18 protein-coding genes are annotated in these 17625 nt (G+C 58.7%); 9 read left to right on the plus strand and 9 right to left on the minus strand.

The genetic code is table 11. From position 1 onward, the window contains the following. Complete coding sequence (gene nadC / locus ABNF92_RS02895) at positions 1-840, plus strand: carboxylating nicotinate-nucleotide diphosphorylase (protein WP_136629649.1); 840 nt, start codon at positions 1-3, stop codon at positions 838-840. On the opposite strand, the gene ABNF92_RS02900 is transcribed toward nadC, so the two are convergent. Genes ABNF92_RS02900 through ABNF92_RS02920 form a run of 5 tightly spaced genes read right to left on the minus strand, consistent with a single transcriptional unit; the run spans position 841 to position 4661 of the window. Beyond that, entirely contained in the window at positions 841-1176 is a 336-nt protein-coding gene (locus tag ABNF92_RS02900; RefSeq protein ID WP_069184553.1) for a YqcC family protein, read from the minus strand. Between the two features lie 12 nt (positions 1177-1188). Further along, positions 1189-1986: a ParA family protein gene (locus ABNF92_RS02905; RefSeq protein ID WP_349343388.1), complete on the minus strand. Its 798-nt coding sequence runs from the start codon at positions 1984-1986 to the stop codon at positions 1189-1191. Between the two features lie 60 nt (positions 1987-2046). Next, positions 2047-2745 (minus strand): DnaA regulatory inactivator Hda, encoded by a 699-nt coding sequence (hda, locus tag ABNF92_RS02910; protein ID WP_349343389.1) that lies wholly within the window; start codon positions 2743-2745, stop codon positions 2047-2049. Continuing rightward, positions 2742-3302, minus strand: a complete 561-nt coding sequence (locus ABNF92_RS02915) for a CDP-alcohol phosphatidyltransferase family protein (RefSeq protein ID WP_349343390.1) — start codon at positions 3300-3302, stop codon at positions 2742-2744. Before ABNF92_RS02915 ends, hda begins: the two co-directional genes overlap by 4 nt. A gap of 21 nt (positions 3303-3323) precedes the next feature. Continuing rightward, on the minus strand, positions 3324-4661 hold the full coding sequence (locus ABNF92_RS02920; protein ID WP_349343391.1) for a DUF2066 domain-containing protein: 1338 nt from the start codon (positions 4659-4661) through the stop codon (positions 3324-3326). Positions 4662-4820: 159 nt separating this feature from the next. Here ABNF92_RS02920 and purM point away from each other — a divergent pair, with 159 nt between their 5' ends. The 3 genes from purM (at position 4821) to ABNF92_RS02935 (ending at position 7369) form a co-directional block, all read left to right on the plus strand. After that, positions 4821-5885 (plus strand): phosphoribosylformylglycinamidine cyclo-ligase, encoded by a 1065-nt coding sequence (gene purM / locus ABNF92_RS02925; RefSeq protein WP_291907858.1) that lies wholly within the window; start codon positions 4821-4823, stop codon positions 5883-5885. After that, complete coding sequence (gene purN / locus ABNF92_RS02930) at positions 5882-6544, plus strand: phosphoribosylglycinamide formyltransferase (RefSeq protein ID WP_222464233.1); 663 nt, start codon at positions 5882-5884, stop codon at positions 6542-6544. The genes purM and purN overlap by 4 nt, the downstream gene beginning before the upstream one ends. A 90-nt stretch (positions 6545-6634) precedes the next feature. Further along, entirely contained in the window at positions 6635-7369 is a 735-nt protein-coding gene (locus ABNF92_RS02935) for a DUF3108 domain-containing protein (protein ID WP_069184546.1), read from the plus strand. Here ABNF92_RS02935 and ABNF92_RS02940 read toward each other — a convergent pair. From ABNF92_RS02940 to apbC, 4 genes are all read right to left on the minus strand, one after another. Beyond that, positions 7366-8643 (minus strand): valine--pyruvate transaminase, encoded by a 1278-nt coding sequence (locus tag ABNF92_RS02940; RefSeq protein ID WP_349343392.1) that lies wholly within the window; start codon positions 8641-8643, stop codon positions 7366-7368. The two genes, ABNF92_RS02935 and ABNF92_RS02940, sit on opposite strands and share 4 nt — an antisense overlap. A gap of 75 nt (positions 8644-8718) precedes the next feature. Continuing rightward, on the minus strand, positions 8719-9318 hold the full coding sequence (locus tag ABNF92_RS02945) for a YjaG family protein (protein WP_069184544.1): 600 nt from the start codon (positions 9316-9318) through the stop codon (positions 8719-8721). Next, a complete protein-coding gene (gene dcd, locus ABNF92_RS02950) occupies positions 9315-9881 on the minus strand; it encodes a dCTP deaminase (RefSeq protein WP_008172848.1) in 567 nt (188 codons plus the stop codon). The genes ABNF92_RS02945 and dcd overlap by 4 nt, the downstream gene beginning before the upstream one ends. Before the next feature lie 281 nt (positions 9882-10162). Beyond that, positions 10163-11263 (minus strand): iron-sulfur cluster carrier protein ApbC, encoded by a 1101-nt coding sequence (apbC, locus tag ABNF92_RS02955; RefSeq protein ID WP_349343393.1) that lies wholly within the window; start codon positions 11261-11263, stop codon positions 10163-10165. Between the two features lie 197 nt (positions 11264-11460). Between apbC and metG the strand changes: the two genes are divergently transcribed. From metG to rsxD, 5 genes are read left to right on the plus strand one after another with little or no spacing between them, the layout of a single operon-like run. Further along, on the plus strand, positions 11461-13491 hold the full coding sequence (metG, locus tag ABNF92_RS02960; protein WP_349343394.1) for a methionine--tRNA ligase: 2031 nt from the start codon (positions 11461-11463) through the stop codon (positions 13489-13491). 43 nt (positions 13492-13534) lie between these two features. After that, entirely contained in the window at positions 13535-14116 is a 582-nt protein-coding gene (gene rsxA, locus ABNF92_RS02965; protein WP_008172856.1) for an electron transport complex subunit RsxA, read from the plus strand. Positions 14117-14145: 29 nt separating this feature from the next. Next, positions 14146-14724, plus strand: coding sequence for an electron transport complex subunit RsxB (gene rsxB / locus ABNF92_RS02970; RefSeq protein ID WP_136629641.1), 579 nt, complete (start codon positions 14146-14148; stop codon positions 14722-14724). Then, positions 14724-16553, plus strand: coding sequence for an electron transport complex subunit RsxC (gene rsxC / locus ABNF92_RS02975; protein WP_349343395.1), 1830 nt, complete (start codon positions 14724-14726; stop codon positions 16551-16553). The genes rsxB and rsxC overlap by 1 nt, the downstream gene beginning before the upstream one ends. 21 nt (positions 16554-16574) lie before the next feature. After that, positions 16575-17624 (plus strand): electron transport complex subunit RsxD, encoded by a 1050-nt coding sequence (rsxD, locus tag ABNF92_RS02980; RefSeq protein WP_349343396.1) that lies wholly within the window; start codon positions 16575-16577, stop codon positions 17622-17624. Position 17625 lies beyond the last annotated feature (1 nt).

Below are 17625 nucleotides of genomic sequence, written 5' to 3' on the forward strand. Positions count from 1 at the left end.
ATGATCTCCCCAGAACTCCTTCGCCAGGCCCGAATTGAGAATGTTGCTCAGAGCCTGCGGGAAGACATTGGTGATGGTGACATCACGGCCAGGCTGATACCCGCCGACAAACGAGCGAAGGGCCGCGTGATTACCCGGGAAACCGCGACGATTGCAGGAAGGGAATGGGTTAACGAGGTGTTCCGACAAGTGGACCCGTCCGTGGAACTCACCTGGCAGGTATCCGATGGTGATACCGTTTCACCGGACCAGGTGCTGTTTACTATGGAGGGCCCTGCCAGAAGCCTGCTGAGCGCCGAGCGAGCAGCCCTGAACTGGCTCCAGACCCTGTCCGGGGTTGCTACTTCATGCGCTGCTTATGCTGCCCGGGTTGCCCACACCCAGGTTCGCCTGCTGGATACCCGCAAAACCTTGCCAGGTCTGCGTCTGGCCCAGAAATACGCCGTTACCTGTGGCGGTTGCTTTAATCATCGCATCGGCCTTTGGGACGCCTTCCTGATCAAGGAAAATCACATTGCCGCCTGCGGCTCAATCGCCAAGGCCATTGAGGCCGCCCACAGGATTGCGCCAGGCAAACCGGTTGAAGTGGAAACCGAGAACCTCGACGAGCTGGCGCAGGCCCTGAAGGCTGGCGCAGATATCATCATGCTGGATGAGTTCTCGCTTGAGGACATGCGAACGGCTGTTGCCACCACTGGGGGCAAGGCAAAGCTGGAGGCCTCCGGGGGCATCAACGCCGACACCCTGGTGCCGGTCGCCGAAACGGGCGTGGACTACATTTCGATCGGGGCTCTGACCAAAGATGTGAAGGCCCTGGATCTGTCTATGAGACTGGACTGATCACCCGTCACTCAGAAGGCGATCGATAGCTTCCAGTTCCCTGACCAGCCGGCTCCCGGACTCCGGCCGTCCCCGGAAGTGCTCCTCGGCCATCGGTGCGATGCCGGAAGCCGAGGGTAACGGGTGATCGTTTTCGATGATCACCTTCATCCGCTCAACGAAGACAAATTGCAGCCACTGGGTGAACTCCAGCGTATCGATACAGAATGGCTGAACACTCTGGAATGCTTCGTCCGGTGGTGGCTCAGACTCCCAGAGACCCAGCTGCCGCAACTCCATCTCAATGTTCAGAAGGCAGTCTGCAACCTGCCCGATCGGGTTACCGGATTCAGTCATATCAATCTCGCCTCAATCGCTCAGCGGCTCAAGCTCCACGGTTTCACCATGCAGGACCCGGAACAGGTCCTCATACTGGCGTGTCAGTGGGTGCTTGGGCGCCATGTGAATCAGGGGCTGCCGGCTTTGATGGGATTCTTTCATTTTCACGGAGCTTGAGAGCCTTACCGGCAGCATGGGCAAGCCTTCTTCGGTAAGCTCCCTGACCAGCTGCTTCGGCAAGCTGGCGCGGGGCTGGAACTGGTTGGCAACAATTCCCTCCACCACAAGGTCCTCGTTGTGATCTTCCTGGAGATCACGAATCTCATTCAGGATGTTGTACAGGGCCTGCCGGGAAAAATCGTCACAATCGAAGGGTATCAGGCAACGCTGGGCGGCAATCAGAGCGGAGCGCGTGTAGAAATTCAACGCGGGCGCCGTGTCGATGTAGATCGCATCGAAGGATTCACCGAGCTTTTTCAGGGCCTCCCTCAGTTTGTAGATTTTGTGCTTCGCTTCCAGCTTGCGTTCCAGGAAGTCCAGCTCCGGGCTGGAAGGCATCACAAACAGGTTCTTGAACGGTGAGGCGTGGACAAATTCATCCGGGCGGCGATTGAAAACCGTAAATGCAACCGTCTGTTCAAGCAGATCGGCGACGGTGTCCTTGAGCTCGCTGGCAGGCTTGCCGAGCAGATAATGGGTGGAGTTTCCCTGGGGATCAAGATCCACAACCAGAGTTCGCTTTCCACGAGCGGCGCTGATGGCTGCGAGGTTACACGTGATACTGGACTTGCCGACACCGCCCTTCTGATTGAATACCACCCGTCTCATTTTTTCTCTCCCTTGATGAACCCGTTATCGTTTTCTGCCCTGCAATGTGTGCCGTCCAGCTCACCACTCCATCACTGTTTTCACAAAGGGGATGGTAAGCCTCCTCTGGGCCTGAAGTGAGTTTTCGTCCAGTATATCCAGAATCCCCAGCAAATCACCGAGCCTCCGCGGTGCCCGGCGCATGATGTAGCTGGCGACGTCATCTGCCATGACCAGCCCCCGCTGCTCTGCCCGGGCCCGCAGAATCTTCAGGCGATCCTCATCCCGGTATATGCCCAACTGGATGACCAACCCGTGACTGAACCTCGAGACCAGGTCCGGCAATGCAAAAGGCAGGCTCGCTGGCAAATCAGAGAGACTTACCAACAACAGGCCGCGCCGATCCTGTATCCGGTTATACAGATGAAAAATGGCCTCTTCCCATACCTGCTGCCCTGCGATGCGATCGACATCGTCCAGACATACAATGTCGTGGCCCTCAAGCCCCGACAGGGCATCGGCACCGAAAGGCTCCAGCTCTGCGATGCTGATACAGACAGCTGTCCTGGCCTGCTGATCACCCAGGTGGCACACGGCCTGCAAAAGATGACTTTTGCCGGTATCGGCATCACCACACAGTACAACCACTGGAACATCATCAGGCCGATGACAGACGGATTCAAGGCGCTGGGCCGCTGTGGTGTTCCTGTCACCGTGAAAGTTATCAAACCGGGCATCATCTCGTAGCTTGACCCCAAGCACCAACTGGGACGCGGTCATGGACGGGTAGCCCTCCAGGCCCGCAAGCTCCATACAATCAGGTAATGCCCCCCGCTGACCACTGCGGAAACAGCCACCAGGAGTATGCCGGCATCCACCACCCAGGGCTGCATCGGCAGGTCCGCCAGCAGCACGATAATGGCAAGGGCGACGAGAATCTGAATAAAGGTATTGATCTTGCCGGGGATGCTTGGCTCCATATCGTATCGGCCAACCTTGTAGTGGTATGCCAGAGCCCCGACAACAATCAAAAGATCGCGACCCAGCACCAGCAAAAACAGCCATACCGGCAGAACGGCGGTGAGTGTCAGCATCAGGTAAGCTGTAATCAGCAGGGCCTTGTCCGCCAGGGGATCGGCAATCGCCCCAAGCCTGGAGCGCCAGTTGAAATGCCGGGCCAGGAACCCGTCAACCGCGCCGGTACCCGCCGCCAGGAAAAAAATAAGCAACGCCCGGCGATAATCTCCGGCAAGGAGCGCTCCAGCAAAGGGAGCGATCAACAGGATACGCAGGAACGTCAGGGCATTGGGAATCCAGCGCCAGCGGTGCAAATTCAAAAGACTCCCTCCGGTTACACCTTATTCGCCGCCATCGCTCCCGATGACAGAAGACGGTTGCCAACGATAATACAGAACCTGGTACAGGGATTCGAACGCCTCCCTGGCCTCTTCCTCATCAACGGGCACCGGCTGATAGGTAAACTGGGAGGTTTCTTCGGGCCCTGCCACAGAGGTTTGCTGATCCGGGTCTTCCGGTTGGGCTTCCTCGCTCCCGGTTGCTGCTTCTGTGTTCGCGTCCGACGACGTTAACTGCCCCTCTGCTGTCGGCGCGGGACCTGGGCGTTCCGCGGGAACGTCTGACTCCATCGGAACAAAGCGCGGATCCAGGGCGATATACTCGCGAAGCTGGTCCAGCTCACCGGAAAAAGCAACGCGCAGGGTAAGCTGCTCATCGCGTACCCGGTGGGCACCGACACTGACAACCGGTGTCAGCCCCTCCAGCACCTTATTGGCTCTTGCATAGTCTTCCAGTGAGGTCACGCCGCGCAAAACAATGTCCACCTGCGGCGAGTCCCCCACTTCTGATGCAGAGACTGCATACCGGCTGGCATAGAGCTCGGCCCAGCGATTGATCACGGCCTCCGCCAATGCTTCCGGAGTCTGCGCCGTTACCGACTCTTCACCGGTATTCATGGCCATACCATCGAACACCCAGCCCGCACGCCATTGCCCGCCGGTGCGGCTGACCCGAACCAGTGCAAGAACATCGTGATCCAGATCCTCAGAGGCGGACTTCACCCGGCCAATAAACTGCCCCCAGATATCCGAGAGCAACTCCCGATCAGCGCCAAAATCCGATGGCGGTAACGCAACCGGCAAGCCACGCTGACCGGCAGCCTCATCGAACGCAGCCCGCCAGGTGTCGGCGTTTTCTGCGCCGGCGCCCGCTTCTGGTCGCGTGACGAGTGTTCTCGAACCCCGATCCTCGGCAGCGATCCAGGCCAGCGTAAGTGGCCTGTTGGCGCCCCACACCGGCGCATCGATTGAAGCCAGGGCGCGGTTAACACCAACCGCTCCGAAAGACATGCTCAGAACACTCTGGCCGGACTTATCCCGGGCAACCTGATAGGAAAGTAGCAAAGACTCGGCGTCGGACAGCAGTGTTTCAACGCCCTCCATGGCCAGCACCTCACGTGTGCCGGAAACCCGGATAAAGACTTGGCTGAGGCCATCGGCATACCCCTGAGCCAGCTGCCCAGGCGAGGATCCTTCCACCGGTACTTTGGCCGAGTACAGGTCGGAGACTGTCACCGCGGTTACCGGGGCGGAAAACCCGATCAGCAGAAAGCTGAACAACGCAAAGAACCACGCCGCGGAAACAGACCTGTGTGCCGGCTTTTGTCCTGATACTGACATGAAACACCCTGCAATTCGCATGAATGGCGCATAGGATACACCATGCCCCAAGGCGTGAGTAGCAGCCGCGGATTTCGGAAAAGCAATATACATTTGGAGCGCCACACCGCACCTGTTAAAATCCGCCGCCTGACCCACTGGCCAACGGTTAAGTACACCATGAGCGAACAGAAGCCCTCCCTGACCTACCGCGATGCTGGCGTCGATATCGATGCCGGCAATGAACTCGTCAGCCGAATCAAGGACACCGCCGCGCGCACTCGCCGACCCGAGGTTCTTGGCGGTCTGGGCGGCTTCGGCGCCATGGTCTCCATTCCCGCCGGATACAACGAACCGGTTTTGGTTTCCGGCACCGACGGCGTGGGCACAAAGCTCAGACTGGCCATGCAACTGGACAAGCACGACACCATTGGCATTGATCTGGTTGCCATGTGCGTGAACGATCTGGTTGTCGGCGGCGCAGAGCCGCTGTTCTTCCTGGACTATTATGCAACCGGCAAACTCAACGTAGATGTTGCTGCACAGGTGGTTGCCGGGATCGGCGAAGGCTGCGAACAGGCCGGTTGCGCGCTGGTAGGCGGAGAAACCGCTGAAATGCCGGGCATGTACGAGGGCGACGACTACGATCTGGCAGGCTTCTGCGTGGGCGTTGCCGAACGCAGCGAAATCATTGATGGCGGCCGGGTTCAGGCCGGCGATGTTCTGATTGCCCTGGGCTCTTCCGGACCTCACTCAAACGGCTATTCCCTGATCCGGAAGATTCTGGAAGTCAGCAACGCCGACCTCGAGCAGCCTATGGGCGACACTACCCTGGCGAATGCCCTGATGGCCCCGACGCGCATCTACGTAAAGAACCTCCTGCAACTGATTCGCGAGGTGGATGTCCGGGCCCTGTCCCACATTACCGGTGGCGGCCTGCCGGAAAATATTCCCAGGGTTCTGCCAAACGGCACTATCGCGGCCATAGACACCGAAAGCTGGTCGCTGCCTCCGGTTTTTGAGTGGCTCAAGAACAACGGCGGCGTGGCCAGTGAAGAAATGTACCGCACGTTCAACTGCGGTATCGGCATGATTGTCTGCGTGCCGGCCAACCAGAAGGAACTCGCCCTGGATACGCTTAAGGCTCTGGGCGAACATGCCTGGCACGTGGGTACGATCGAGCGCGCAGACAGTGAAGAGGCCGATGCCAGCGTTCGCTACGCTCCGGGACTGCTGTCGGCATGAAGGCAGATCAGACTCCGTTACCGAAAATCCTGGTGCTCGCCTCCGGCAGTGGCACCAACCTTCAGGCTCTCATTGAAGCCAGCCGAGAACGGGATTTCCCGGGGCAGATCGTTGCCGTTGGCTGCAACCAGCCCGGAGCATTTGCCCTCGAGCGCGCGGCCCAGGCCAACATCGAAACCTTTGTGGTCAACCACAAGAATTTCGAATCCCGGGATGAGTTCGATGCCTCCCTGATGGCGGAAATCCTCCGCTACAATCCGGACGTGATTGTTCTGGCAGGCTTCATGCGTATTCTGACCACCGACTTTGTCCGGGCTTTCCGGGGCAAGATGCTGAACATTCACCCCTCATTGCTGCCCAAGTACACCGGGCTCAACACGCACCGCAGGGCACTGGAAGCGGGTGATAGGGTTCACGGCGTCTCTATCCACTTCGTCACCGAAGAGCTGGATGGCGGCCCGGTCATTGCCCAGGCAGAGGTGTCGATTGCTTCCGATGACACACCCGAAAGCCTCGCGGAGAAGGTCCAGACCAAGGAGCACATCCTTTACCCTATCGTTGTGCGCTGGTTCTGCGAAGGCCGGATTCAACTGGGCAGCGATTATGTGCTGTTCGACGGCGAACCGCTGAACGCGCCCATGCGCCTGCCGGACAACTGATACCTCCCCTGAACGAATTGTCATCCCCGCACTCGCTCCAAGCAGCTACACTGTCGCCATTGATGACGGTAATGGTTCGGGAATGACAAGATGCTTTCACGACGACTCACCAGAGCAGGCTTAGCGGTCTTGCTGGCCTGCCTCGGCATTCTGGCCGGGCCGGCCAATCTGCACGCACAGACTGAAGCCGACCTGACCCCTTTCGAGGCCAGCTACACCGCAGCCATGGAAAAGGGGCTCTCCCTCAATGGTACTGCAAAGCGCACACTTACCTCCCAGGGCAACGACATCTGGCTTTACCGGACGGATGTCGATTCCTTTATCGTGAGTATCGACGAATCGCTCGTATTCCGCTGGGAGGACGGACACGTCATACCCATGCGATACCGGTACCGACTATCCGGTTTTCTGATCAGCGACCGAAAGCAATCGATCGACTTTGACTGGTCCGCAGGCGTCGCAAGCGGGGAATACAAGGGCAAGCGCTTTGAACTACCACTTGAGGAAGGCCTTCTGGACCCGCTGGGTTATCAGCTTCAGCTGCATCAGGATATCAAGAACGGCAAGCGGGATATGACCTATCGGGTGCTGGACGGCAACTCCATAGATACCGATCGCTTCGCGGTGATCAACGGCGAGAAGATAAACACGGGCAGCAAACAGAGAAGCACGCTCAAGGCAGAGAAGGTCCGCGAGGACTCGAAGCGCCAGACCCTGATGTGGTTTTCGCCGGAGCAGAATTACCTGCTCGTCCGGCTCAGACAGGTGGAGCCGGACGGCAGCACCTACGAGCTGAAACTCAAGGAAGCGGAGTTCGAGCGCTAGACGCTGCGCCCGGCCTCCCGCCACACCGCCTTGACCTCATCAGCAATGATCCGAAGACCTTCGGCGACCCGGTCGTCGTCCTGTGAATAGGTAACGCGCAGGCACTCGTGCCGGTGCCTCCAGCCATCCTCGGGCAACCCCGGGAAGAAATAATGCCCGGAAACCACCAGGACACCCCGGCTTTTCAGCCTCTGGTACAGTTCCAGGCTGGTAATCGGCAGGTCCGGGAACCAGAGCCACAGGAACATGGCGCCTTCGGGTTTGTGGACGTACCAGCGGCAGCTGTCCTCACCCATGGCCTCCCGGAAAGCCGCCACCGCCCGCTCCATCTTCGCCTTGTAGAAGGGGCAAACCACATCCCGGCTAAGGGACAGGATCTCACCGGAGCGAACCAGCGGCTTCGCCAGCATGGCACCAAAGCTGCCAGTCGCCAGATTCATGATGGCGTTGATACCGGAAAGCGCCTTGATCACGGGCTCGGCCGCAATCACGATACCGGTCCTCGCCGCCGGCAAACCCAGCTTCGAAAGGCTCAGACAGAGGATAATCTGGTCGTTCCAGGTCGGCATTGCATCAACGAACAACAAGCTCGGGAAGGGCGTGCCGTAGGCTCCGTCAACGATCAGCGGAACATCGTGCTGCCGGGCAAGCTCTTCGAGCCGCGCAAGCTCCTCATCCGTGACAACGTTGCCAGTGGGATTGGTTGGCCGCGACACACAGATGGCGCCGGTTTCTCCGGTGACCTCCACCGCATCAAAATCCACCCGATACTTGAATTCGTGGGCATCGGTGAAGGAGATGTCCGGCTGAACCGCGTGAAACAGTCCCGGTTCGATGCCAGCGTCGGCGTAGCCGATATACTCGGGGGCCAGTGGCAACAGGATATGCTTGCGCTGTCCTTCGCCATAATCGCCGCCAAACATGTTGAAGAGCATGAAGAAGGCCGCCTGACTGCCGTTGGTCAGGGCAATATTCTCGGGCTTCAACCCCCAGTCGTATTCCCGGTTAAGCAGTTCGGCGAGCGAGGCGATAAACTGTTTTTCACCCTGGGGCGGATCGTAGATGCCGACCAAACGGCGAACGTCGCCCTCACTACGACTCATATCGGCCAGAATTTCCTGCACCCGCTGCTGAATCTCGGGAATGTGCCCTGGATTACCGCCACCCATCATGATCATGTCATCTCCGGATGCCATGGCGTTACCCAGGTCATCCATCAGAGACGTGATGCCGGCATCGGCGGTGAACTTGCGACCAAAAGCAGAGAGTTTCATGGGGTTAAATCCATCTGACCTAATCTGAGAATAAGGAGTACTACCGGAAGTGTAGCTTGCTTCTTCACCCTGCGTTTATTCGCTGAGCGAGATACCGAGGTTACTGACGCCCTCGTTGGCGGCGTCTTCCCGAAGCCGGGCCACAAACTGATCGGTCGGCGTACGCTGGCGTTTCAGAGCCAGGATCAGGTCCCGCTGGAAGGTTTTGTCTTCCTTCATCAGCGGATGGTGATCGAGCAAACGAACAAGTTCGTCCTCCTCCAGATCCTCGCCCTCCGACAGCTCAATGAAGTTCATCACGGTTCCGGTAGCCATTTGCGAGGCATCGGTGGCCCGGTGCTTGGCCGGGTTGAGCCGGTTCAGCAGGGCCTGCTCCAGTAGCTGACAGAAGTCGAAGGCCGGGTAAACGCCGTAGGCATCGTAGGCTTCGACATCTGGCGAAAGGGTTTCCAGTTTCGCAAGCAGCTGGGGAATGGCGGATTCCGAGACGTCTTTTTGAAGCATGTCCCAGCCCAGATCCAGAAGCTGGCGCATTTTGGCACCGGTTTTCAGGCCCATGGCGTCGGAAAACAACGCGTAATTCGGGAATGAGCGCTCAGCCAGAGCGAGCAGGAAGGCGCATTCGCGCCAGCCCTGCAGTTGTGAGACGGCTTTCAGGAACTGATTGGCGTTCATGTCCTGGGCAGGGTCACGCCGGTCTGGCCGAGGTACTTGCCGCCGCGATCCTTGTAGCTGGTTTCACAGATTTCGTCAGATTCGAAGAACAGCATCTGGGCCACGCCTTCATTGGCGTAGATCTTCGCCGGCAGGTTGGTGGTGTTGGAAAATTCCAGGGTTACCTGGCCTTCCCATTCCGGCTCCAGCGGGGTTACGTTGACAATGATCCCGCAGCGGGCATAGGTGGACTTGCCCAGGCAGATGGTCAGTACGCTTCGCGGGATGCGGAAGTATTCCACGGTACGGGCCAGCGCGAAGGAGTTCGGCGGGATGATGCAGACGTCGCCAGTGTAGTTGACGAAGCTGTTTTCGTCGAAGTTCTTCGGGTCCACGGTGGCGGAGTGGACGTTGGTGAAGATTTTGAATTCGTTGCTGCAGCGCACGTCGTAGCCGTAGCTGGAGGTGCCGTAGGAGATCACGCGGCCTTTTTCGGTTTCACGAACCTGTCCGCTTTCGAACGGTTCGATCATGCCGTGTTGTTCGGACATCCGGCGAATCCACTTGTCGGATTTGATGCTCATTGGCGAAGTCTCGTATCCACTGGGAAAATTGGGGCGTAGTTTACCTGTTCACTCGGGGTCTGTCGAAGCCAACGGAGGTTCCGCCTTAAGAGGGCTGCGACTGTTATTCAGGACTTCACCATTGGCGGGCTACGCCGACAGGGGCAGCCTTCCAAAAACCGCTACGAGCACATCCATGTGCGCTTGGCGAAGGCCATCCATGGCCTTCGACATTTTTGGAAGGCTGCCCCTGCGGCCGTGATCAAGCCAGTGAGTTAACCGCCGCAGTTCTGCGCAACGCCTCAGTGCTCGGTCACGGAAACACTTGAGATCGAACCGGAAAGGTTCCGCTCCCTAGTGGACAGTTCAGCCCCTACCCTTCTCGCGATATCGCGATAACGGCGGGCCACTTCGGAGTCCGGTTCGGCGATCACGGAGGGGGTGCCGCCATCGGTTTGCTCCCGGATGGTCATGTGCAGGGGCAACTGGCCGAGGAGTGTGGTGTCGTATTCCTCAGCAATGCGTTCACCGCCGCCGTGGCCGAAGAGGGGTTCTTCGTGGCCGCAGTTGCTGCAGATGTGGACGCTCATGTTTTCGACCACGCCAAGCACCGGGATGTCGACTTTGCGGAACATTTCGATGCCTTTCTTGCCATCCAGCAGTGCGATGTCCTGGGGTGTGGTGACGATGACGGCGCCGGTTACCGGGACTTTCTGGGCCAGGGTGAGCTGGATGTCGCCGGTGCCGGGGGGCATGTCGACAATGAGGTAGTCGAGTTCGTTCCAGAGGGTTTGCTGCAGCAGTTGCATCACGGCGCCGCTGACCATGGGGCCGCGCCAGACCATGGGGGTTTTCTCGGTGACGACGAAGGCCATGGAGTTGGCCTGGAGTCCGTGGGCGTCCATGGGGACGAAGTATTTGTTTTCGCGGGTATCCGGGCGTTTACCTTCAGGCACGCCGAGCATCATGCCGATGCTGGGGCCGTAGATGTCGGCGTCTAGAATGCCAACCCGTGCACCTTCGGCCTGGAGAGCCAGAGCCAGGTTGACGGCGGTGGTGGATTTGCCGACACCGCCCTTGCCGGAGGCGACGGCGATGATATTTTTCACGCCGGGGACCGAGGGCAGGTCTTTCTGGACTTTGTAGGAGTGGATTTTCTGGCCCACGTTGACGTCCACATTCTCAACACCGTCGACGTCTTCCAGGGCGTTACCGACCAGCTGTTTCAGGGCTCCTGCGATGCCTTTCGAGGGGTATGGCAGCTCGACCATGAGGGTGACGTTCCCGTTGTCGTCGGCGTTGAGGGATTTAACGGCACCCAGTTCGTAGAGGTCCTTGTTGAGGTAGGGATCGCGGTACTCGCGAACCGCTGCTTGCAGGGCCTGCTCTGAAATCTGTGTCATCGGGTTCTCCGGAATAAGCTCATGCTCGATTTTAAGCACGGAAACAGGTGATTCGGGTGAAAATTATCTGCTCGGAAGGTATCATCTGTGCCCGTTTCTGACCATATGGGGTCTTTATCTGGGGCAATCAATCAAGACAGCCGCCAGTCCCCGTTTTGTTTTTCCAACCCGTGTCAACATAAGGTTCGGACATCACCATGACGCAAGCGAGCAAGCAACAGCGCGATATTCTGGTTACCAGCGCCCTGCCGTACGCCAACGGCCCTATCCATCTGGGGCACCTGCTGGAATACATTCAGACCGATATCTGGGTGCGCTACCAGAAGATGCGTGGCCAGAACTGTTACTACGTTTGCGCCGACGATGCCCATGGCACCGCCATCATGCTCCGCGCGGAGCGGGAAGGCATTACCTCTGAGCAGCTGATCGACCGGATCCGTGAGGAGCACCAGGAAGATTTCGCCGGGTTCCATATCCGCTTCGACAACTATTACACCACCCACTCCGAGGAGAATCGTCAGTTCTCGGAGTACATCTACCGTCAGCTTCAGGAAAACGGACACATTGCCACGCGCAAGATTACCCAGTCCTACGATCCGGAAAAGAACATGTTCCTGGCGGATCGCTTTATCAAGGGCACCTGCCCCAAGTGCAAGACCGAGGACCAGTACGGTGATAACTGTGAGGCCTGTGGCGCGACCTACACGCCGGCCGAGCTGATCAATCCGCGCTCGGCGGTCTCCGGAGCCCCACCGATCGAGAAGGAATCCGAGCACTATTTCTTCAAGCTGCCGGATTTCCAGGATTTCCTCGCCAAGTGGACCCGCAGCGGAACGCTGCAGCCGCAGGTGGCCAACAAGCTGGCTGAATGGCTGGACGCCGGTCTGCAGGAATGGGACATCAGCCGTGATGCGCCCTATTTCGGTTTCGAGATTCCGGACGCTCCAGGCAAGTACTTCTATGTCTGGCTGGACGCGCCGATCGGTTACCTGGCGAGCTTCAAGAACCTCTGCAACCGGGAAGGCATCGATTTCGAGCACTTCTGGAAGGCCGATTCCACCGCTGAGGTCTACCACTTCATCGGCAAGGATATTATCAACTTCCACGCTCTGTTCTGGCCGTCCATGCTCCATGACGCTGGCTTCCGCACACCGACCGCAGTGTGGGCCCACGGTTTTGTCACCGTTAACGGGAAGAAAATGTCCAAGTCCCGGGGCACGTTTATCATGGCGCGCACCTACCTGGACCATCTGAACCCGGAATACCTGCGCTACTACTTCGCCGCCAAGCTGACCGGCAGTGTGGATGACATGGACCTGAACCTGGAAGATTTTGCGGCCCGGGTGAACTCGGATCTGGTGGGCAAGGTGGTGAATATTGCCAGCCGCAGCGCCGGTTTCATTACCAAGCGCTTTGAAGGCCAGCTTGGCCAGGTGACCGAGCACGCCAAACTGAAAGAATTCATCGAAGCCGGCAAGGAAATCGAGGAATTCTACGAGACCCGCGAATTCGGCCGCGCGATGCGCCGGATCATGGAACTGGCGGACATTGCCAACCAGTATGTTAACGACGAGCAGCCCTGGGTGATTGCCAAGCAGGAAGGCCAGGACGAGAACCTGCAGGCTATCTGTACCAACGCCATCAACATGTTCCATCTTCTGATGACCTATCTGGCGCCGGTACTGCCGGAAACTGCCAAGGCGTCCGAGACGTTCCTGAATGCGCCGCTGGACTGGAACAACCGCGGCGAGCGCCTGGAAAACCACGGTATCAACAAGTTCAAACCGCTGATGAACCGCGTGGACATGGCCCAGATCGAGAAAATGCTGGACGCCTCCAAGGAGGAATTGCCTGCAGCGACCGGCAAACCGGCGCCTGCTGCCAATCTGGAGCCGATCGCAGATGAAATAGAATTTGGCGATTTCGCGAAAGTGGATCTTCGGGTGGTTAAAATTGTCAAAGCCGAGCATGTGGACGGCGCCGACAAGCTTCTTCGCCTCACCCTTGACGTAGGGCATGGCGAGCGCAACGTGTTTGCTGGTATCAAGTCAGCCTACAATCCGGAAGAACTCGAGGGGCGCCTGACGGTGATGGTCGCTAACCTCAAGCCACGGAAGATGAAGTTCGGGATGTCCGAGGGCATGGTTCTGGCGGCCGGCCCCGGCGGCAAGGACATCTTCATCCTGTCCCCGGATTCCGGCGCCACCCCCGGCATGCGGGTCATGTAAGGGCGACCAGGCAGAGCTGGCAGGGGCCAATGGAGCAAGGTAAATGACGGAATATCTGCTGATTCTGGTCAGCACCATTCTGGTGAACAATTTTGTGCTGGTTCAGTTTCTGGGCCTGTGCCCGTTCATGGGTGTGTCCGGAAAGCTGGAAACGGCCATGGGTATGTCCCTGGCTACCACCTTCGTGCTGACCCTGGCGTCGGTTTGCAGTTACCTTGCCTACACCTATCTGCTTGAGCCGCTGGACCTGGCGTTTCTGAGAACCATCACGTTCATTCTGGTGATTGCCGTGGTGGTGCAGTTCACCGAAATGGTGGTTCGCAAGACAAGCCCGTTGCTCTATCGGGTGCTGGGTATTTTCCTTCCGCTGATCACCACTAACTGCGCAGTGCTCGGCGTTGCCCTTCTGAACATCAACAAGAACAACAATTTCGTTGAGTCGGTTTTGTATGGCTTTGGCGCAGCAGCGGGCTTTTCCATGGTTCTGGTGCTATTTGCCGCCATGCGTGAGCGCATCGCCGTGGCCGATGTTCCGGTTGCATTTCGGGGTGCCGCTATCGGCCTTGTTACGGCCGGGCTGATGGCTCTGGCTTTCCTGGGCTTTGGCGGCCTGGTCAGCGTGTGACCGGCTGACGGGATTAGGAGTAACAGGTTATGTGGACAAGCGTTCTTGTTGCCGTTGTGGTTCTTCTGGCCCTCGCCGTGGTTTTCGGCGGTTTGCTTGGATTTGCCGCTGAACGATTCCGGGTCGAGGGCAATCCCCTGGTCGATCAGATTGATGCCCTTCTGCCCCAGACCCAGTGCGGCCAGTGCGGCTATCCCGGATGCCGTCCCTATGCCGAATCCATCGCCGAGGGCGGCCCCATCAATAAGTGCCCGCCAGGCGGCGAGTCCACTATCAAGGCACTGGCCGACCTGCTGGATGTAGAGCCAGAGCCACTGGATGCCGAGCATGGCGTTGAACAGGTCAAACGGGTTGCGGTGATTCGTGAGGACGAATGCATCGGTTGCACCAAGTGCATCCAGGCCTGCCCCGTGGACGCCATTCTTGGAGCCGCAAAGCACATGCACACGGTGATTGAAAGCGAATGCACCGGCTGCGATCTGTGTGTTGATCCCTGTCCTGTGGATTGCATCGACATGGTGACGGTTGAACAGGATATACGCACCTGGACCTGGACACCGCCCAAATCCGGCCTCATTGCCACCGATCGCCAGGGAGCCAGCGCCTGATGACTCAACTCTGGGACTTTTCCGGCGGCATTCACCCTCCGGAACACAAAGCCATTTCCACCGCCCGCCCGATTCGCAGCGCCAGCGTTCCTGACTATCTGGTTCTGCCCCTTCAGCAGCACATCGGCGAGCCCGCCGAAGCCATTGTTGAGGTCGGCGAGCGGGTATTGAAGGGCCAGAAAATTGCCGATGTGAAAACGGGCATGGGCGTCCCTGTACACGCGCCAACATCCGGCGTGATTGAGAGCATTGCCGACCTTCCTGTTCCCCACCCCTCGGGTATGACGGACCGGTGCATCACCCTGAAATCGGATGGTGAAGACCAGTGGTGCCAGCGCAATCCCGTAAAGGACTATCGTTCCCTGGAGCGGGACCAGGTTCTGCAGATCATCCGTGACGCCGGCATCTCCGGCATGGGTGGCGCCGGCTTTCCCACCAACATCAAGCTCCGGCCACCACGGGACCGCAAGGTAAGCACGCTTATCCTGAACGGTGCGGAATGCGAGCCCTACATCACCGCGGACGACATGACCATGCGGGAAAAGGCCGATGAGGTGGTTGCCGGCCTGAAAATCATGGCCTGGATTCTGCGCCCCGAGCGTTGCGTGATCGGCATCGAGGACAACAAGCCAGAGGCCATTGCCGCGCTTCAAAAAGCCACCGAAGGCACCCAGACCGAAATTGCGGTTATTCCCACCAAGTATCCCTCAGGCGGTGAGAAACAGCTGATCCAGATTCTGACCGGCATGGAAGTACCCAGCGGGGGCATTCCAGCCGATATTGGCGTGATGTGCCAGAACATCGGAACCGCAGTGGCCGTGGCAAAGGCGGTTTTCGAAGGAACACCGCTGATCTCCCGTGTGGTGACCATTACCGGGGAAGCCGTCCGGGAACCGGGTAATTTCGAAGCTCTCATTGGCACGCCGATTGAACACCTGCTGGAGCAGGCCGGCGTTAACCAGAACGCCGTTAGTCGTCTTGTGCTTGGCGGGCCCATGATGGGCTACACGCTGACAACGGAAGCGGTACCGGTGATCAAAACCACCAACTGTGTGATCGCTGCAACTGCAGCCGAATTGCCGGCACCGTCACCTGAACAGCCCTGCATCCGTTGTGGCCAGTGCGCCGAAGCCTGCCCGATGGAACTCCTGCCACAACAGTTGTTCTGGCATGCCAAGGCTACCGAGTTTGAAAAGGCGGAGCACCTGAACCTGTTCGACTGCATTGAATGCGGAGCTTGTTCCTACGTTTGCCCGAGTTCCATTCCACTGGTTCAGTACTATCGATTCGCCAAGGGCGAGATCCGTGCCCAACAGGCGGAACAGCTAAAGGCAGACAGAGCTCGCGAGCGCTTCGAAGCGCGCCAGGCCCGCCTCGAGCGGGAGCAGCAGGAGAAAGAACTGAGGCGCCAGGAACGTGCGAAGGCCGCTGCCGAAGCGGCAGCCAAGAAGCAGGCTGAAGCGGAAAAAGCGGCTGCAGAGGGTGCAGCGGTTGATGAGCGGGCCGCCAAGTCGGCGCTGGTCGAACAGGCCCTGGCCCGCAAGAAGGCAAAGGCTGAGGCCTCCAGGCAGCCTGCCGCCAGCGAGCCGCCGGCGGAGGAAAAGCCGGATATCGAGGCCCTTGAAAAACAATTGAGCCAGGCTCAGTCGAAACTGGAAACCATGCAGGGCATGCTCGATGACGCCAAAGCCCAGCAGGCGGACAACGTGGAGAAACTGGAGCGGGCCGTAGCCAAAAACCACGACCGGGTAAAACGTGCTGAAGAAGCCCTGGCTGAAGCCAGACAGCAGCTGGCCGCCGGTCCAACCGAATCCCAGCCAACCCACTAACCGAGATCAGGCACCACACCCATGGCATTCGTTCAGCAGTCATCGCCCCACGCACACAGTGCCCGGCCAACATCCCGCGTGATGTTCTGGGTGCTTATTGCGGCCTTGCCTGGCCTGTTGGCACAGACGTTGTTTTTTGGCTGGGGCAACCTGATCAATGTGGTCTTCTGTATCGCCGTTGCAATCGCCTCCGAAGCTGCCCTTCTGAAGCTCAGAAAGAAGCCAGTCGCGTTCTTTATCAAGGACAACACTGCTGCCGTCACCGGCCTTCTGCTGGGCCTGTCACTGCCTCAGTTCGCGCCCTGGTGGGTCTCAGCCGTCGCGGTGATTTCAGCCATAGTTGTGGCCAAGCAACTGTATGGGGGGCTGGGCTCAAATCCGTTCAACCCCGCCATGGTGGGCTACGCCCTGGTTCTGGTCTCGTTTCCGGTGGCCATGACCACGAACTGGGCGGAACCTGCCATGCTCTGGGACGGAGCGCCCGGCTTTGGTGAGACACTGGCGACCATTGCCTCGGGCCAGCAAACAGCGGTCGATGGCTGGACAATGGCCACACCACTTGATGAATACAAACACAAGATCACCACCCACACTGCGGTCGAGGTTCTCAACCATCCGACGTTTGGAGAGGGCATCGCCAAAGGCTGGGAGTGGGTCAACGGGGCATTCCTGGCCGGAGGCTTGCTGCTGATCGGCCTTCGCATTATCAGCTGGCACATTCCGGCGGGGTTTCTCGGCGGCCTGATCGTAATGAGCCTGGCTTTTGGCAATAATGCCGACCTCTACACGCCGCTCTCACTGCATCTGCTGGCAGGCGGAACCATGCTGGGTGCGTTCTTTATTGCCACCGATCCGGTTTCGGCCGCTACCAGCCACCAGGGAAAACTGATCTACGGGGCCGGGATTGGCATCCTGATCTACCTGATTCGTACCTGGGGCAATTATCCGGACGCCGTGGCGTTCAGCGTTCTGCTAATGAATTTTGCCGTACCGTTCATTGATCATTACACACCCCCGCGGACATACGGGCATCACAAGGCCCGTCGGGGTGTGCCGGGGAGTCAGGGATAAT

Origin of the sequence: Marinobacter sp. MMG032 (assembly GCF_040112695.1) — a bacterium.
In the GTDB taxonomy this organism is placed as follows: domain Bacteria; phylum Pseudomonadota; class Gammaproteobacteria; order Pseudomonadales; family Oleiphilaceae; genus Marinobacter; species Marinobacter salsuginis.

Excerpts from the sequence above, each read along its gene's own strand:
- nadC (WP_136629649.1), top strand. The coding sequence starts at position 1 with ATGATCTCCCCAGAACTCCTTCGCCAGGCCCGAATTGAGAATGTTGCT.
- ABNF92_RS02900 (WP_069184553.1), bottom strand. The coding sequence starts at position 1,176 with ATGACTGAATCCGGTAACCCGATCGGGCAGGTTGCAGACTGCCTTCTG.
- ABNF92_RS02905 (WP_349343388.1), bottom strand. The coding sequence starts at position 1,986 with ATGAGACGGGTGGTATTCAATCAGAAGGGCGGTGTCGGCAAGTCCAGT.
- hda (WP_349343389.1), bottom strand. The coding sequence starts at position 2,745 with ATGACCGCGTCCCAGTTGGTGCTTGGGGTCAAGCTACGAGATGATGCC.
- ABNF92_RS02920 (WP_349343391.1), bottom strand. The coding sequence starts at position 4,661 with ATGTCAGTATCAGGACAAAAGCCGGCACACAGGTCTGTTTCCGCGGCG.
- purM (WP_291907858.1), top strand. The coding sequence starts at position 4,821 with ATGAGCGAACAGAAGCCCTCCCTGACCTACCGCGATGCTGGCGTCGAT.
- purN (WP_222464233.1), top strand. The coding sequence starts at position 5,882 with ATGAAGGCAGATCAGACTCCGTTACCGAAAATCCTGGTGCTCGCCTCC.
- ABNF92_RS02935 (WP_069184546.1), top strand. The coding sequence starts at position 6,635 with ATGCTTTCACGACGACTCACCAGAGCAGGCTTAGCGGTCTTGCTGGCC.
- ABNF92_RS02940 (WP_349343392.1), bottom strand. The coding sequence starts at position 8,643 with ATGAAACTCTCTGCTTTTGGTCGCAAGTTCACCGCCGATGCCGGCATC.
- ABNF92_RS02945 (WP_069184544.1), bottom strand. The coding sequence starts at position 9,318 with ATGAACGCCAATCAGTTCCTGAAAGCCGTCTCACAACTGCAGGGCTGG.
- dcd (WP_008172848.1), bottom strand. The coding sequence starts at position 9,881 with ATGAGCATCAAATCCGACAAGTGGATTCGCCGGATGTCCGAACAACAC.
- apbC (WP_349343393.1), bottom strand. The coding sequence starts at position 11,263 with ATGACACAGATTTCAGAGCAGGCCCTGCAAGCAGCGGTTCGCGAGTAC.
- metG (WP_349343394.1), top strand. The coding sequence starts at position 11,461 with ATGACGCAAGCGAGCAAGCAACAGCGCGATATTCTGGTTACCAGCGCC.
- rsxA (WP_008172856.1), top strand. The coding sequence starts at position 13,535 with ATGACGGAATATCTGCTGATTCTGGTCAGCACCATTCTGGTGAACAAT.
- rsxB (WP_136629641.1), top strand. The coding sequence starts at position 14,146 with ATGTGGACAAGCGTTCTTGTTGCCGTTGTGGTTCTTCTGGCCCTCGCC.
- rsxC (WP_349343395.1), top strand. The coding sequence starts at position 14,724 with ATGACTCAACTCTGGGACTTTTCCGGCGGCATTCACCCTCCGGAACAC.
- rsxD (WP_349343396.1), top strand. The coding sequence starts at position 16,575 with ATGGCATTCGTTCAGCAGTCATCGCCCCACGCACACAGTGCCCGGCCA.